Source organism: Rubrivivax rivuli, assembly GCF_004016505.1.
GTDB classification, from domain to species: Bacteria; Pseudomonadota; Gammaproteobacteria; order Burkholderiales; family Burkholderiaceae_C; genus Rubrivivax; species Rubrivivax rivuli.
The window spans coordinates 374462-390534 of the sequence record NZ_SACR01000003.1 but is presented as its reverse complement, the minus strand read 5'-3'; the positions used below and the strand labels follow the sequence as shown (position 1 = coordinate 390534).

14 protein-coding genes are annotated in these 16073 nt (G+C 69.3%); 6 read left to right on the top strand and 8 right to left on the bottom strand.

Translation table 11 applies throughout. The annotated features are described in order from the left end of the window. Positions 1–45: 45 nt before the first annotated feature. The 4 genes from EOE66_RS10305 to smpB all read right to left on the bottom strand — a co-directional run bounded on the left by EOE66_RS10305 (position 46) and on the right by smpB (position 5520). Positions 46–1773, bottom strand: coding sequence for a ShlB/FhaC/HecB family hemolysin secretion/activation protein (locus EOE66_RS10305; RefSeq protein WP_128228604.1), 1728 nt, complete (start codon positions 1771–1773; stop codon positions 46–48). An 89-nt stretch (positions 1774–1862) separates the two neighbouring features. Next, on the bottom strand, positions 1863–2600 hold the full coding sequence (locus EOE66_RS10300) for a CsgG/HfaB family protein (RefSeq protein WP_128228603.1): 738 nt from the start codon (positions 2598–2600) through the stop codon (positions 1863–1865). Then, complete coding sequence (locus EOE66_RS10295; protein WP_164885068.1) at positions 2597–4867, bottom strand: caspase family protein; 2271 nt, start codon at positions 4865–4867, stop codon at positions 2597–2599. The genes EOE66_RS10300 and EOE66_RS10295 overlap by 4 nt, the downstream gene beginning before the upstream one ends. Before the next feature lie 185 nt (positions 4868–5052). Then, a complete protein-coding gene (gene smpB / locus EOE66_RS10290; RefSeq protein ID WP_128228601.1) occupies positions 5053–5520 on the bottom strand; it encodes an SsrA-binding protein SmpB in 468 nt (155 codons plus the stop codon). 106 nt (positions 5521–5626) lie between these two features. On the opposite strand from smpB, the gene EOE66_RS10285 reads away from it, so the two are divergent. Further along, positions 5627–6079 (top strand): type II toxin-antitoxin system RatA family toxin, encoded by a 453-nt coding sequence (locus EOE66_RS10285; RefSeq protein ID WP_128228600.1) that lies wholly within the window; start codon positions 5627–5629, stop codon positions 6077–6079. After that, positions 6066–6386 carry an RnfH family protein gene (locus tag EOE66_RS10280; protein ID WP_164885067.1) on the top strand — a complete coding sequence of 107 codons (321 nt, stop codon included), beginning with the start codon at positions 6066–6068 and terminating at the stop codon, positions 6384–6386. Before EOE66_RS10285 ends, EOE66_RS10280 begins: the two co-directional genes overlap by 14 nt. A gap of 52 nt (positions 6387–6438) precedes the next feature. Here EOE66_RS10280 and EOE66_RS10275 read toward each other — a convergent pair whose 3' ends face one another. Continuing rightward, positions 6439–7011, bottom strand: coding sequence for a DUF4124 domain-containing protein (locus EOE66_RS10275; RefSeq protein WP_128228599.1), 573 nt, complete (start codon positions 7009–7011; stop codon positions 6439–6441). Positions 7012–7179: 168 nt separating this feature from the next. On the opposite strand from EOE66_RS10275, the gene guaB reads away from it, so the two are divergent. The 3 genes from guaB to guaA are packed head-to-tail and all read left to right on the top strand — an operon-like array spanning position 7180 to position 11530. Then, on the top strand, positions 7180–8652 hold the full coding sequence (gene guaB, locus EOE66_RS10270) for an IMP dehydrogenase (RefSeq protein WP_128228598.1): 1473 nt from the start codon (positions 7180–7182) through the stop codon (positions 8650–8652). Further along, positions 8649–9920: an MFS transporter gene (locus EOE66_RS10265; protein WP_245478988.1), complete on the top strand. Its 1272-nt coding sequence runs from the start codon at positions 8649–8651 to the stop codon at positions 9918–9920. Before guaB ends, EOE66_RS10265 begins: the two co-directional genes overlap by 4 nt. Before the next feature lie 23 nt (positions 9921–9943). Continuing rightward, positions 9944–11530 carry a glutamine-hydrolyzing GMP synthase gene (gene guaA / locus EOE66_RS10260; protein ID WP_128228597.1) on the top strand — a complete coding sequence of 529 codons (1587 nt, stop codon included), beginning with the start codon at positions 9944–9946 and terminating at the stop codon, positions 11528–11530. 120 nt (positions 11531–11650) lie between these two features. Here guaA and EOE66_RS10255 read toward each other — a convergent pair whose 3' ends face one another. Next, entirely contained in the window at positions 11651–12331 is a 681-nt protein-coding gene (locus EOE66_RS10255; RefSeq protein WP_128228596.1) for a PEP-CTERM sorting domain-containing protein, read from the bottom strand. A 616-nt stretch (positions 12332–12947) separates the two neighbouring features. Here EOE66_RS10255 and EOE66_RS22370 point away from each other — a divergent pair. Then, entirely contained in the window at positions 12948–14390 is a 1443-nt protein-coding gene (locus EOE66_RS22370; RefSeq protein ID WP_310733105.1) for a methyl-accepting chemotaxis protein, read from the top strand. A gap of 120 nt (positions 14391–14510) precedes the next feature. Here the strand turns inward: EOE66_RS22370 and EOE66_RS21785 are convergent, their stop codons facing one another. After that, positions 14511–14651: a hypothetical protein gene (locus EOE66_RS21785; RefSeq protein WP_164885066.1), complete on the bottom strand. Its 141-nt coding sequence runs from the start codon at positions 14649–14651 to the stop codon at positions 14511–14513. Positions 14652–14751: 100 nt separating this feature from the next. Further along, on the bottom strand, positions 14752–16026 hold the full coding sequence (locus EOE66_RS10245; protein ID WP_128228595.1) for a PQQ-dependent sugar dehydrogenase: 1275 nt from the start codon (positions 16024–16026) through the stop codon (positions 14752–14754). Positions 16027–16073 lie beyond the last annotated feature (47 nt).

Genomic DNA, 16073 nt, shown 5'->3' with positions numbered 1-16073 from the left:
CAGGGCTCCGTGCGGCGGGCGTCAGGGGGGCAGCGCCGGCGCACTTCATGGCGAAAGCACGACTTGCAGGTAGACGCGGGGCTTGGGGTCGCCGCCTTCGGCCGTGGGGACGCGCGTGCCCCGCCAGGCGATGGAGGCGCTGAGGCCGAGATCGGCGCCGCTCCACTGGACGGACAAGCCTGTGCCCGACAGCCGCGGCTCGTTCCCAACGAGCAACTGCGCCGTGGGCTGGCGGTTGATGCGGCCTTCGGCGCGGTCGTGGAACAGCGCCCAGGTGACGCTGCCACCGAGGTAGGCCTGGGCGTAGCGCGCTTCCACGCTGACCAGCGCGCCCTGGTCGACCGAGGCTTCACCGGGTGCGTAGGCCCGCACGGCGCCCGGTCCGGCAAGGCTGAACTTTTCGGAACTGTCGAGGTTGCCGCCGCTGGCCTGGCCGGCCACGCGCAGCACCACGCTGAAGGGGCCGCTCAGGGTCTGCTGGCGCACCGCCTGGAAACCGAGCTTGCCGTAGGAGCGGGCGGTCTGCAGACCGGCAGCGTCGGTGGCGCGCTGGGCGTCGTCGAGCAGGCGCAGCGAACCCAGGGAGGCGCTGATGCGGCCGGCCGACACGCCCCCGAAGCTGTCGCGGTGGTCGGCGCTGAGCGTGGCTTCCAGCGTGCTGTTGCGTTTGGGCACGCTGCGGCCCACGAGTTGCACTTCGTCGCGCAGTTGCTTCATCTCGCCGGCCAGACGCAGGCCGAGGTTGGTGTCGGTCGAGCGCACCAGCGGGTAGTTCAGTTCCACGCCGAAGGTGTTGGCATGGCCCGTGGCGCCGAGCTCACGGAAGCTGCCGGCAAGCTCGTAGCTCAGGCGCGAGAGGCTGGCGCCCAGGCGCAGGCCGTCGCCGCCCACGGGCACGAGGGTCGACAGGCTGCCGCTGACCAGCCCGCCCTGACGCGAGACCATGGCGCGCGCATCGGTCTGGTCGCCCCAGCCCGAGACGTTGCGCAGTTGCAGACCCAGGCCCACGCGCACCTCGCCGGTGGACTTGGCGCCATGGTTGTCGGCCGTCACGCGCAGGCTCAAGGGCTCGTCTTCGGCCACCGACACCACCATGTCGGCGCCGCCGGTGCGCGCGCCGGGCGTGAAGGCGGCGCGCGCCGTGACGCCGGCGATGTCGTTGAGCAGCAGCATCTGCCGCTCAACGTCGGCCAGCAGCACGGGCTGGGGTGCTTCTGGGCGGGTGGCGAGGCGGTCGGTGTGGGCCTGGATGACTTCGTCGCGCAGGCGCACGTCTTGCGCGGTGACGATCTGCACGGCCTCCAGCTGCCCTTCGAGCACGGCGATCTCGACGATGCCGCCCTCCACGCGCTGCGCCGGAACGTAGGCGTAGCTGAGCAGATGACCGTTGCGCTGGTAGTGGCGCGTGAGGGCGCCGGCCGCTTCGTTCAGGCCGTTGAGGTCGAGCCGCCGACCGAGCCAGGGCTTGAGCATCTCGACCAACAGCTCTGGCGGGTAGGAGCGGGCCCCGCTCACGCGGAAGCCGCTGGCCTGCACCGAGACGCCTTCCGGCAGGGTGAGCGTGGGGCGCACCGGTGCGTCCACCACCCGCGGCGCGGTGGCTGGCGGCAGCGCGGGCAGCGCCGGTGGGCGGGTCTGGTCCAGCAGACGGCCGGCATCGGGGGGTGTCTGCGCCTGGACAGGCAGGGCGGCCGCCAGCAGCACCAGAGCGGCGGACCAGTGCTGCATCGAAGGCTGCGTCAGGGGCAGGCGCCGGGGAAGGGTGGAAGGCATCGTCGTCCTGTGCTGGGTGCGGGGCGAGGTGAGGGCGTGTGCGGTCCGGGGGCAGCTGGGAGCTTAGGCCTGGGTGCGTTACGCAAGCGTTACCGCCGTGCGCCACGCTCCAGCAGCGCCACGAGCTGCCGTTCGGCGGGGAGGAAGTTCTTGTCGGCGGCCAGCAACTGCTGCAAAGCCGTGATGGCGGCGTCGAAGTCACCGGCATCGGCCAGGGCGAGGGCGCGGTCGTAGGCTTGCCAGCGTTCGGGCGGATGACCTTGCGCCACCACTGCAGCCCCGCCCAGGGCGCGCGCCAGTCGCTCGTTCAGTGAGGCCACCTGGGTCATCACGGTGGCGAGCGCGGCCACGGCCTCGTCGGAAAAGAGCACGCGCGAGGTGGCAGTGTCGATCACGCGCACATGCACCTGCACCTGATCGCCCAGCACGAAGAAGCCGCCGAAGACCATGCGCTGCGCGCCGACGATCTTGCCCAGACGCAGCCGCGCATCGTCGTCGGCCAGCGCCGTGCTGCCGAGCTTCTGCTCGGCGAGCAGGTCCTTCAGGCGCTGGCGTTCCACCACCGGCAGCCCGGGCACCTGCAGCAGCGTGGCCGTGAGGCTCTCTGACAGAGAGCGGCGCAGGAAGTCGGCATGCGCCGCCTGCGGCGCTGCCAGCGTGCCCTGGTTCTCGTAGTCCCACACCACCACGGCCGGCAGTGCGGGGTTCTGCGCGTGCGCTCCGGTGGCCAGCCAGCCGAACACGCCCAGCGCCACCACGAAGCGACGGCGCCCCGTGCACCCTTGTGCGCGGGGCGGCCGGGGCCCGGGACTGCGCGGTCTGCTCATTCCTTGCGCGCAATGATCCTCTGGTTCCGCGCCAGCGGCGCCTGCACACCGGCGACGCGGCCGAAGGCCAGCAGCTCTTGCACTTCCGTGACCGTGATCTGCGCGATACGGGTCTCGCGGTAGCCCAGGATGCGGCCGTTCAATTCGATGGGCTGGCCCTGGCTCAGCACGTTGAACTGCTGGCCCGGGGCCACGCCGTGCTTCTTGCCCAGGTTGATGATGGCCACGTCGCCATCCACCTGCACCAGGCGGCCCTTCAGCGGGTACTTCTCGGCGATGGTCTGGGCGACGCTCTGCGCGATGCTCGCAGCCAGCGCGCCGGGATTGAAAGGCCCGGCAGCCGGGCGCTCGGCCTTGACCATCGCCAGTTGCGTGGTCTCGGTGTCGATGGCCCGCACGGTCGCCCCCACAGCACCTCCGGGCGGGCTGCCCTGCGGGCTGAGAGCGCCGGACACCATGAGCCGCGCGGCCAGCACCTTGCCCAGGCGGATCTGCGTGTCCTGGTCGGCCAGTTCCGACGAGCCGAGCTTCACTTCGGCCAGCACCTTGTCGAGCAGACGCCGCTCCACCATCGTGAAGCCGCGCGCCTGCAGTTCGCGGATGACTTCCTGCTGGAGCAGCGCCTCCAGGCCCACCCGCCCTGTGCTGCCAGGCAGCGTGAGGTCTTGGAAAGGCAGCACGCTGATGGCCAGAGCGGGCGAAGTCCAGTCGTCGGGCGCGCCGGAGCCGGCCGGGCGCGGGGCGGGGTTGCGGAATCGAGCCGCCAGTTCCTGCACCGATTCGTCAATGGCGCGCTGGCGCTGGCGGTCCTGGTCGGCAGCCAGGTTCTCCTGGGTCTGGCGCAGCAGAGCGATGGTGACGGCGTCGGTGGGGTCGAGCGCCTGGGCCCGCTCCAGCACGGCACGGGCCTTGGCCGCATCGCCGCTGTCGTTCAGCGCCACCGCCAGGTTGCTGAGGGCGGGCACCGACAGCGGGTTCTCGCGCACGGCACGTTCGTAGGTCTGTGCAGCCAGCTTGGGGTCTTGCTTGCGCTGCACGTTGCCCACCGCCACCAGGGCCTCGGCCTTCTGCCAGCCGAAATCGGCCACCGTCTGTGCGCCGGCGGCCTTCTGCAGCGCGGCCTGGCCTTCCTGCACCTGGCCGGCGGCGGCCAGGGCACGGCCGCGGATGAGGTAGGCCGCACTGCGCGTCGGCGCCTTGGCGATGATCTGGTTGGCCTCGGCCAGCGCCGCCTGGCTGTCGCCGCGGGCCAGCATCACCTCCGCCATGCCTTCGCGGCCCATCCAGGCGATGTCGGTGTGGCTGGCGCCGGCCAGCGCGCGGAAGATGCGTTCGGCATCGTCGGTCTGGCCCTGGCGCAGCAGTTCGTAGGCGCGTTCCACCCGCGCCATCTGCTCGATGCCCGGGGGCGGGGGCAAGGTCGTCGGACCACCCTTGGCGCCCGGCGCCGCGGGAAAGAAGAAGAAATCGCCCTCGAGCGAAGTGCTTTCCCAGGGCACCTGGCTGCCGTTGCTGTCCAGGCGAACGCCCAGGCGCACGCGCTTGAACACGTCTTCGATGGGCGTGCCGGGCCGCTCGATGTTGGCCAGCAGGTGCTGCGTGTACAGGCCGTTGGCGTTGCGGCCATCGCTGGCGACGCTGCCCGGCGCAGTGGCGAAGGCGATCAGCGAGCCGATGGGCGCGTCCACCTGTGTCAGCCCGCCGCCGGTGCTGCGGCTGCTGCGCGCGAAAGGGTTGTCGCGGCAGGCGTCCAGCACCACCATGTTGATGCGGTTCTTCGCCGTCTCCATCTTGTCGAGCACCTGCTGCACGTCGACGGCCTTGTAGGGCACCTCGTCTTCCCGAGCGATGGTGGCGCCCACCGGCAACATGAAGTTGCGCCCCTTGATCTGAACGCCATGGCCGGCGAAGTAAAAGAGGCCGGCACCGCCCGCCTTGAGCCGGTCGCCGAAGAGGGTGACGGCCTCCTGCATCTGCTTCTGCGTGGCGTTGACCTTGAGGTCGACCTTGAATCCGGCCTTCTCCAGCACCTTGGCCACGGCGGCGGCGTCGTTGGCCGGGTTCAGCAGCGGGGCGGTGGTGTAGTCGGCGTTGCCGATGACCAGCGCGTGGCGCGGTTCGTTGGCCAGGTTGGGGGCGCTGGCCGCTGCAGGCAAGGTGATCAGCAGCACGCTGACTGCCGCCAGCAACGCCGCCCACAGGCCGGCTGGCCGCGCCGCAACTCGTACAGGAGCCGGGGTGGTGGGGCGCCAGGTGAGGCTGGGCATGGGCGATGTCTCCACAGGACGGCCGGGCCGGGAAGGCCGCTTGCCCGAAGGGGCAGGCCGTGAGGCGAATGCTAAGCCGGACGCCTGCTGTCGCAACCTTTGCGCAGAGGATCTTGGTGCTGCGCGACCCTGTGCTTCAAGGGGGGACACCCGCATTGCGGGGGTGGAAACCCTCGATGGAGGCTTCAGTCCTTGCCGCCCGAGGACACCTTGTGCCGCATCAGCCGGCCCTTTTCGCGCTCCCAGTCGCGTTCCTTGACGGTGTTGCGCTTGTCGTGCTCGGCCTTGCCCTTCGCCAGCGCGATCTCGGCTTTCACGCGCCCGCCCTTGTAGTGCAGGTTCAGCGGCACCAAGGTGAAGCCCTTCTGCTCCACCTTGCCGATGAGGCGGCGGATCTCGGCCTTGTGCATCAAGAGCTTCTTGGTCCGGTCGGCCTCGGGGTGGATGTGCGTGGAGGCGCTGCGAAGGGCGTTGATGCGGCAGCCGATGAGGTACAGCTCGCCATCGCGGATGTGGACGTAGCCGTCGGTGAGCTGCACTTGCCCGGCGCGGATGGCCTTGACCTCCCAGCCGGCCAGCACCATGCCTGCCTCGTACTGCTCTTCGATGCTGTACTCGAAACGGGCGCGGCGGTTTTCGGCGATGTGGGCCATGGTCGGGTGCTGGGTCGGCGCTTCAGGCGCGCGGCAAGGGCGCGGGCAGGTTCATCTGCGGGCTGGGGGCCCGCTGAACAAGGCGCTCCTAGAATCGACGCATTGTATGAAGCACGTGCGCAAGTCGGTTCTGCTCTGGTACTCGCCCCGCGAGATGTACGACCTCGTCACCGACGTGCAGGCCTATCCGCAGTTCCTGCCCTGGTGCAGCCGCGCCGAGGTGGTGGAGCGGCACGACGATGGCGTCACCGCGCGTCTGAGCCTGGCCTACATGGGCGTGCAGCATGCCTTCACCACGCGCAATGCGCACCGGGCTGGCGAATCGGTGGCGGTGCAACTGGTCGATGGGCCCTTCTCGCGGTTGGAGGGCAACTGGATTTTTCGAACCCTGGGGCGGCCCGGCAGCGACCAGGCGGCCTGCAAGATCGAGTTCGATCTCGCCTATGCCTTCTCCAGCGTGGCCTTGGAAGCCGTCGTGAGCCCGGTCTTCGACCGCGTGGCCAACACGCTGGTCGACTCCTTCGTGCGCCGTGCCGAGGCGGTTTATGGCCAGCGCTGAGATGCGGGTGGAACTGGTCTACTGCCCCGCGCCCGGCCAGGTGGACCACAGCCAACTGCAACTTGCGCCGGGCGCCACGGTGATGCAGGCGGTGCAGGCCAGTGGCGTGCTTCAGCGGCAGGCGCTGCAGGCCGAAAGCCTGCGCTTGGGCGTGTGGGGGCGTGCCTGCGAGCCTGGCGCGGTGTTGCGCGAAGGCGACCGGGTCGAGATCTACCGCGGCTTGCTGGTCGATCCGAAGGAGGCGCGGCGCCTGCGCTACAAGACGCACCGGGCGCAGCAGGCCGTCGGCACTCGCCGGGGCCGCTAGCGGCTCACGATCTCTGGCGGTAGCGTCGACCGGCCCAGCGGACCGTGCCGGGTCAGCGGCAGTCGGAAGCGATGACGGCGCGCGACTGGCGCATCTCGTCTGCGCGAGCGCGGTCATTCAGCACTTCGCGCTCGCCCTTCTCGTTGACGCGGGCCATGCGCTGGCCGCTTTCGAGTGCAGCCACATGGCCGCGGGCGCGCCGGCAGTTCTCGGCCCGTTGTGCGGCCAGCTTTTCTTCTTCGGCCTTGCTCTTGCCAGCCTGTTCTTGTTCGGCGGCACGTCGCCGCGCTTCGAGTTCGCGCTCGCCGGCAGGGGCGCGCGTGGCTGCAGGTGCAGAGGCCGCTGAAGCAGCTGCCGCTGCGCCGGGTATCGAGAGCACCGTGCGGCGCGTCTCTTGCGGAGGCCGCGAGATGATGTCCTTGTCGGGCACGTCCAGCGGCGGCGGGCGGTCGCTGGCGTTGATCTGGCCCGACTTGTCACGCCACTTCCACTGCGCATGGGCAGCCGGCGCGGCCAGAGCCAGCACCAGGGCCAGGCTCAGGCCCAGCAAGGGTGTCGAGAACACACGTTGCGGCGGCGGCCGCCGCGCAGCGTGCGCGGTGCAGGGGGCGAACGGGGTGTGCATCCCGGCAGTGTAGTGCGCGCCCTTCGCGGAAACCGTGCGAATGCCGCGCCGCGCGCGCTGGCGCTGTCACAGGGCGTTGCAGCCGCCCCGCAGCAGCCTTGCCCGCCGAGGCCACAGAGCGCCAGCCGCCACCTCCCTATAATTCGCTTTTGCGTCTGGAGCTTTTTCATGCGCCTACTCGGCAAAGCGCTCACCTTCGACGATGTGTTGTTGGTGCCGGCCTACTCCCAGGTGTTGCCCCGCGACACCAGCCTTTCCACCCGCCTTTCCCGCAACATCGCGCTGAACCTGCCGCTGGTGTCGGCCGCGATGGACACCGTGACCGAAGCCCGCCTTGCGATCGCCATCGCGCAAGAGGGCGGCATCGGCATCGTGCACAAGAACCTCACGCCCAAGCAGCAGGCGGCCGAGGTGGCACGGGTGAAGCGCTACGAGAGCGGCCTGCTCCGTGACCCCATCACCGTGGCCCCCACGGCCACCGTGCGCGAGGTGATCGCGCTGTCGCGCCAGCATGGTGTCTCGGGCTTCCCGGTGGTGGAGGGCAAGACGGTGGTGGGCATCGTCACGAACCGCGACCTGCGCTTCGAAAGCCGCCTCGACGCCCCGGTGCGCGAGATCATGACGCCGCGCGAGCGACTGATCTACGTGCACGAAGGCGCTTCGCTCGACGAAGGCAAGCAACTGATGCACAAGCACCGCCTGGAGCGTGTGCTGGTCGTCACGCCGGCTTTCGAGTTGCGCGGGCTGATGACGGTCAAGGACATCACCAAGCAGACCAACTTCCCCAACGCCGCGCGTGACGCGCAAGGCAAGCTGCGCGTGGGCGCGGCCGTGGGCGTTGGCGAAGGCACGGAAGAACGCGTGGAACTGCTGGTGAAGGCCGGCGTGGATGCGCTGATCGTCGACACCGCGCACGGCCACAGTGCCGGCGTCATCGAGCGCGTGCGCTGGGTCAAGAAGCATTACCCGCAGGTGGACGTGATCGGCGGCAACATCGCCACCGGCGCAGCCGCGCTTGCGCTGGTGGAAGCCGGTGCCGATGCGGTGAAGGTGGGCATCGGCCCCGGCAGCATCTGCACCACGCGCATCGTTGCGGGCGTGGGCGTGCCGCAGATCATGGCCATCGACAACGTGGCCACGGCGCTCAAGGGCACGGGCGTGCCGCTGATCGCCGACGGCGGCATCCGCTACAGCGGCGACATCGCCAAGGCCATCGCCGCGGGTGCCGGCACGGTGATGATGGGCGGCATGTTCGCGGGCACCGAGGAAGCGCCGGGCGAGGTCATCCTGTACCAGGGCCGCAGCTACAAGAGCTACCGCGGCATGGGCAGCATCGGCGCCATGCGCGCCGGCAGCGCCGATCGGTACTTCCAGGAAGCCGACGAGACCGTCAACCCCAACGCCGACAAGCTGGTGCCCGAGGGCATCGAGGGCCGCGTGCCCTACAAAGGCAGTGTCGTCAGCATCATCTACCAGATGGCCGGTGGCCTGCGCGCCTCGATGGGCTACTGCGGCGCGGCGACCATCGCGCAGATGCACGAGCAGGCCGAGTTCGTCGAGATCACCGCGGCCGGCATCCGCGAGAGCCACGTGCACGACGTGCAGATCACCAAAGAAGCGCCGAACTACCGCATGGAATGAGCGCCGCCGCCGAGCCAGCCGCGGGCACGGGCGGCGACCGGCCCGCCGCCATGGGCTTCATCATGGTGGCGGTGCTCATCGACTTCCTGGCGGTGGGCCTCATCATCCCGGTGCTGCCGGCGTTGGTGGGCCAGTTCACGGCCAATCCGGCCGAGCAGACGCGCTGGTACGGCTGGGTGGCCTTCACCTACGCGGCGGCGAGCTTCGTCTCTGCGCCGATGCTCGGCGCGCTGTCGGATCGCTACGGCCGCCGCCCCGTGCTGCTGCTGGGCTTCTGCGGCCTGGCCCTGAACTTCTTTGCCACTGCGCTGGCCACCGGCCTGTGGATGCTGCTGGCCTCGCGCATCGTGGGTGGTGCCATGCAGGCGAACGCCGCGGTGGCCAATGCCTATGTGGCCGACATCACCCCGCCCGAGCAGCGTGCGCGCCGCTTCGGGCTGCTGGGCGCGATGTTCGGCATCGGCTTCATCCTCGGGCCCGTGATGGGTGGGCTGCTGGGCGGCATCGATCTGCGACTGCCGTTTTTCGTGGCTGGCACGCTGGCGCTCTTGAACCTGCTGTACGGCGTGTTCGTGCTGCCCGAATCGCTGCCCGCCGAGCGGCGCCGTGCCGTCACCTGGAGCGCCGCCAACCCCCTGAGCTCGCTGCGCGCGTTGGCACGCTTGAAGGGCGTGGGCCTGCTGATGCCGGTGCTGGCCTGTGTGGGCCTGGCGCAGTTCACGCTGTACACGGTGTGGGTGCTCTACACCACCTTCAAGTTCGGCTGGGGGCCGACGCAGAACGGCTGGTCGCTGTTCGCCGTGGGCACGGTGGCTGCGCTGGTACAGGGCGTGCTGCTGGGCCGCATCCTGAAGCGGGTGACGCCGCAGCGCCTGGCCGTGCTGGCGCTTTGTTCCGCCATGGTGGCCAACATCGGCTACGGCCTCGCCACCGAGGGCTGGATGATCTACGCCATCATCCTGATGAACCTGCTCGGCAACACCGTGGGCGCGGCGCTGCAGAGCCTGGTGTCGGGCGCGGCCAGCGGCAGCGAGCAAGGCCAGACGCTGGGCGCCGTCAGCGGCTTGAGCAACCTGATGGCCGTGATCGCTCCCGCACTGGCCACGCCGCTTCTGAGCACGGTGTCGCACCTGCCGCGTGGCGACTGGCGCATCGGCGCGCCCATGTTCTTCTGCGCGGCGCTGCTGGCTGCGGCGCTGCTGATGGCGGTGCTGCACTTCCGCGCCCAGCCGCGCAGCGCGCCCCCTTCCACCCCCACGCCGGCCTGAGACGGGCCCGACGAGTTGACGCCATGACCCACGACAAGATCCTCATCCTCGACTTCGGCTCGCAGGTCACGCAGCTCATCGCGCGCCGCGTGCGCGAGGCGCATGTCTACTGCGAGATCCACCCCAACGACGTCAGCGAAGACTTCATCCGCAGCTTCGGCCCCAAGGGCATCATCCTCTCGGGCAGCCATGCCAGCACCTACGAAGAGGAAGACCTGCGCGCCCCGCAGGCCGTGTGGGCCAGTGGTGTGCCGGTGCTGGGCATCTGCTACGGCATGCAGACCATGGCAGCGCAGTTGGGCGGCACGGTGGAAAGCGGCCAGACGCGCGAGTTCGGTTACGCCGAGGTGCGTGCGCACGGCCACACGAAGCTGCTGGACGGCATCCAGGACTTCGCCACCCCCGAAGGCCAAGGCATGCTGAAGGTATGGATGAGCCACGGCGACAAGGTCACGGCGCTGCCGCCGGGCTTCAAGCTGATGGCCAGCACGCCCAGCTGCCCCATCGCCGGCATGGCCGACGAGGCGCGCGGCTACTACGCCGTGCAGTTCCACCCCGAGGTGACGCACACCGTGCAGGGCCGGGCGCTGCTGGAGCGCTTCGTGCTGCAGATCGCCGGCGCGAAGCCCGACTGGGTGATGCGCGATCACATCGAGGAAGCCGTGCAGCGCATACGCGAGCAGGTGGGCAGCGAAGAGGTCATCCTGGGTCTGAGCGGCGGTGTGGACAGCAGCGTGGCCGCGGCGCTCATCCACCGCGCCATCGGCGACCAGCTCACCTGCGTCTTCGTCGACCACGGCCTGCTGCGCCTGAACGAAGGCCAGATGGTGATGGACATGTTCGTGGGCCGGCTGCATGCGAAGGTGATCCATGTGGATGCGAGCGAGCAGTTCCTCGGCCACCTCAAGGGCGTGAGCGACCCCGAGGCCAAGCGCAAGATCATCGGCCGCGAGTTCGTGGAGGTGTTCCAGGCCGAGGCCAAGAAGCTGCAGAACGCCAAGTGGCTGGCGCAGGGCACGATCTACCCCGACGTCATCGAGAGCGGCGGCGCCAAGACCAAGAAGGCCACCACGATCAAGAGCCACCACAACGTCGGTGGCCTGCCCGAGACGCTGGGCCTGAAGCTGCTGGAGCCGCTGCGCGACCTGTTCAAGGACGAGGTGCGTGAACTCGGCGTGGCCTTGGGCCTGCCGCCGGAGATGGTCTACCGCCACCCCTTCCCGGGCCCGGGCCTGGGGGTGCGCATCCTGGGCGAGGTGAAACGCGAGTACGCCGAGCTGCTGCGCCGTGCCGATGCCATCTTCATCGAGGAGCTGCGCAACTTCCGCGACGAAGCCACCGGCAAGACCTGGTACGAGCTCACCAGCCAGGCCTTCGCGGTGTTCCTGCCCGTGAAGAGCGTGGGCGTGATGGGCGATGGCCGCACGTATGACTACGTGGTGGCTCTGCGTGCCGTACAGACGAGCGACTTCATGACCGCCGACTGGGCCGAGTTGCCCTACGCGCTGCTGAAGAAGGTATCGGGCCGCATCATCAACGAGGTGCGCGGCATCAACCGTGTGGCCTATGACGTGAGCAGCAAGCCGCCGGCCACGATCGAGTGGGAATGACCGGCCGGGGGCGTTCGCCGGTGGCGTGACGGGTCTGGCGGCCGGCGCAGAAGTGGCGCCGGCCGAAAAGCGAAAAGGGCCGACGAGTCGGCCCTTTTCAGCACGCGGGAAGGTCCCGCGTCAAGCGGCCTTGCGGCGACGCGAAAGCCCGGCTGCAGCCAGCAGTGCCACGCCAGCCAGCGCCAGGGAACCCGGCTCAGGCACGTGGCCGAAGGTGAAGGCGTGCCAGTTCTCGTTCGGGTTGGTCGAGAAGGTCAGGCTCGTGACCGGGCTGGTGAACCGGAGCACGCCGTGGAACTCGCGCATGGTCAACGAGCCACCGCCCAGCGTGCCGGCGCCGACCACGCCATTGGTCTGGTCGTCGCCAAAGAACCCAGCGCCCTCGCTGTCCACGGTGAAGGCGTTGCTGAAGTCATAGGTGATGGCCACGCCAGGTTGCCCGACGCTCAGCAGCCCCATGTACAGGTTTTCCACCGACTGCGAGAACGTGACCCGCAAAGTCATCGCATCGTTCAGCGCGACCTGCTCGCAAGCCGCCGGGCCGTTGCTCAGCGTGCCGTTCGTGTACGCCGTGCCCGTCCAGTAATTGGTGCCGCAGACGGTCTGCGAACTGCCGGTGTTGATGGCACCCCCGCCGAGGCGCGTAACGGTGACGTCGATGCCACCCATGGTGCCGGTGGCGCTGTTGGTCCCGATGCTGGTCCAGTTGGTCCAGGTGGCGATGGACGCCGAGGCACTGCCCACGGCCAGCACGGCAGCCGCAGCAACCAGTCCACGGGCGAAAAGCGATGTTGTCTTCATGTCTGGGTCTTTCTATGGGGCGGGCAAATGCCTGAACAAAACCAATGCACGTTTTGTGCCACTCATAAAAATCAACAACTTACGCCAGATTCCAAGATGGGGGAGGGAGGTGTGTAAAAAATCTCGACTGCGGCGATCGGGCGCTTCAGCGCCTGCCATGGCGCACGCAGGCGGTCTAACGGCACGCCTTCGGGTTGCCACAGCAGCTTGAGCGCGGCGGCGCCCGATCTCGCCGCACAGCTCGCGGCGGGGGCTCCTGCTGCGGCTGCCAGTGCCAGGTCGGCGGCGCCGGCCTCTCGCGGCCGCCGTCAGGCGCCGCCACGAACTGAGGGACCGGAGATCGCGAACTCCGTGCCAGGTGTGACTTGGTTCGCGGCACAGGCCGGCGGCCCTTGATCCATGCCAGGCGCTGCCGATAAGGCCAGCAGAAGCGCGACCGTCCGCGGCTACCTTGCGGGCCACCCCATCTCGGCCGGCGTTTGCCACTGCCGAAAGGAAACCCCGTGGACTGGTTGAACAATCTCAAGATCAGCGTCCGCCTGCCGCTGGTGATGGCCTGGCGCTGCTGCTGGCGGTTGGCGCAGGCCTTTTCGGCGTGCACCAGCTGCGCACGACCTTGGCTCAGATCTCGCACATCAACGAGGTCGACCTGGGCAACGAGCGCCGCGCGGCTGCCATGTTGGTGGGCTTCAAGACCCAGGTGCAGGAGTGGAAGAACACCCTGCTGCGCGGCAAGGACCCCAAGCAGCTCGAGCGGTTCTGGACGGCCTTCCAGAAGCAGGAGGCCGACGTTGCCGCCCAGGCTGCGCAGCTGCTGAAGTCGCTGCCCGAAGGCGAGGCGCGCCGACTCGTCGATGAGTTCGCGCGGGCCCATGCCGACATGGGGCGCGGCTACCGCAAGGCCTTCCAGGACTTCACAGCGGCTGGTTTCGATTCGGCCGTGGGCGATGCCGCCGTCAAGGGCATGGACCGCGCACCGGCGGCACTCGTGGACAAGGTGGCGGAGAACATCGCGCGCCTGTCTGCCGAGCACCTGCGGATGGCCAACGCACAGGCCCGCCGCGCGGCTCTGCTGAGCGTGGGCCTGATGCTGGCCGCCGCCGCCATTGCGGGCGTGATGGTGGTGGTGATGAGCCGCTCCATCGTGGGCCCCCTCCGCCATGCCGTGAAGGTGGCACAGGCCGTTGCGTCGGGCGACCTGAGCTCGCGCATCGAAGTCCGCCGGCACGACGAAGCGGGCCAGCTGCTGGCGGCACTGAAAACCATGAACACGCCTTTGGCCAGCATCGTGAGCACCGTGCGCAACAGCAGCGACAGCATCGCCACCGGGTCTTCACAGGTGGCCGCCGGCAGTGCCGACCTGAGCCAGCGCACCGAAGAGCAGGCCAGTGCGCTGGAGCAGACGGCAGCCTCGATGGAGGAGCTGGGTGCCACCGTGCGCCTGAACGCCGAGAACGCCAGCCAGGCCTGCGGGCTGGCCGCCGAGGCCAGCCAGGTGGCTGCACGTGGCGGGCAGGTGGTGGGCGAGGTGGTGCAGACCATGAAGGGCATCCACGAAAGCAGCCAGAAGATCGCGGACATCATCGGCGTCATCGATGGCATCGCCTTCCAGACCAACATCCTGGCGCTGAACGCGGCCGTCGAAGCGGCACGCGCCGGTGAGCAGGGACGCGGCTTTGCCGTGGTGGCCAGCGAGGTGCGCAGCCTCGCGCAGCGCAGTGCCACCGCGGCCAAGGAGATCAAGAGCCTGATTGGCGCCAGCGTCGAGCGCGTGGCCGAGGGCAGCGCCTTGGTCGACCGCGCGGGCAGCCAGATGGGCGAGGTGGTGAACGCCATCCGCCGGGTGACCGACATCGTGGGCGAGATCAGCGGCGCCAGTGCCGAACAGAGCCAGGGTGTCGGCCAGGTGGGCGAAGCCATCACGCAGATCGACCGCGTGACGCAACAGAACGCGGCGCTGGTGGAAGAAAGCAGCGCCGCGGCCGAGAGCCTGAAGATGCAGGCCCAGCACCTGGTGCAGGCGGTCTCGGCCTTCAAGTTGGGCTCTGCCGGGGCCTAGAGGTTCTCTTCCTCGGCTTCCTGGTAGGCCAGCTCACGCCGCCGCGACCAGGCTTCGCCCGGGTCCGCCTTCACGGCGGCTGCGCACTGCCCGTAGATGCAGGCGAAGAGTTCGTGCTGTTCAGGCGGCAGCCGGGGGCCAGGCCGCACCGACGGTCTGCACGAAGGCGCCGTGGCCCAGAAAGTTGTCGCCGTGCGGGTGCGAGTTGGCGGGCGCCACCGCGGGCTGCGCCGTCAGTGCAGGCAGGCGGCGCAGGGCCATTGCGCCGATCCGCACCGAGGCGCCTGCCCAGCAGCACCACGCCCGCCAAGCAGCGCCGCTTGGCGCAGGAAGTGCCCCCGGGCCGGCAAGGGCTGCGTGGTCAGTGTGCGGCCGCGCTGGAGGTGCGCCGGCGCCAGGCCAGCAGGGCCAGTGCGCCGCTGAGCATCATCAGCACGCTGGCCGGCTCGGGCACCACGCGCACCACCTTGCCGCCGTAGTCGACGATGTAGAGCTCACCGCCCGCGCCTTCGCCGAAGGAGGCGATGTTGCCCAAAGCGCCGGCGGCACCGGCGTCGAGCATGGCCGTCCAGTCGGTGGCGTTGGCCATGGTCTGCGGGCTGCCGTTGCCGTTGATCGACCAGATGCGGCCGCTGACGAAATCGCCGAAGACGTACTGGCCGTAGAGCACCGAACCGGCTTCGCGCACGACATAGCCGCCGGTGATGGACTGGCCGAAGGTGCGCGGGTAGACCAGCAGCGGGTCGACCATGCCGGGCTGCAGCGGGCCGCCCACGGTGGGCGTGGCGATGTCGCCTTCGCGCACGCGCCAGCCGAAATTCTGGCCGCCGGCGCTGGAAGCGTCGATGAAGTTGATCTCCTCGCGCGCGCTCTGGCCGACATCAGCGATCCACATCGCGCCCGTCAGGCGGTCGAAACTGGCGCGCCAGGGGTTGCGCAGGCCCGTGGCGAAGATCTCGCCGCGGGCACCGGCCACGCCGACGAAGGGGTTGTCGCCGGGAATCGCGTAGTTGATGCTGGGGCTGGCGAAGTCGTCGCCGTTGATGTTGATGCGCAGCATCTTGCCCAGCAGCACGCCGGTGTTCTGGGCGTTGTTGCTCGGGTCGTTGCTGCCGCCGCCGTCGCCGGTGGCGATGTAGAGGTGGTTGCCGTCGCCGGGCTTGAAGCCCATCCAGCCCGCCTTGTGGTTGCTGAAGCTGGCTTGAGCGAAACGCATCACCTCTTGCCGGCTGGCCGGATCGGCGCTCAAGCCGCTCGCGTTGGCGCGGTAGCTGGCGATGACGCTGTCGCGGTTGCTCGGGTCGCTGTAGTTCACGAAGAAGCGGCGGTAACCGGCCGAGCTCGGGTCGGCGTAGCCCGGGTCGAAAGCCAGGCCAAGCAGGCCCTGCTCGCCGCTGCTGGTGACGCTGATGCTGAGGAAGTTGCTGGTGACGCCACCGCTCACCGCCTTGATGGTGCCGCCCTTCTCCACCACGAAAAGCGGGCCACCGGCCACCGGCGAGGTGGCATAGAGCGGCTGCGTGAGGCCGCTGGCGACGAGCTGGGTGTCCAGCGTGGCGGCGGTGGCGGCCAGGGGCAGGGCCCCGCAGCTCAGCGCGAGGGCGGCCAGGGCCAGCGGGTTGCGGTTCGGCTTCATCGTTCTTGCTCCTCCATCAAGGCGCGAGGAAGCTAACACGCCACGCG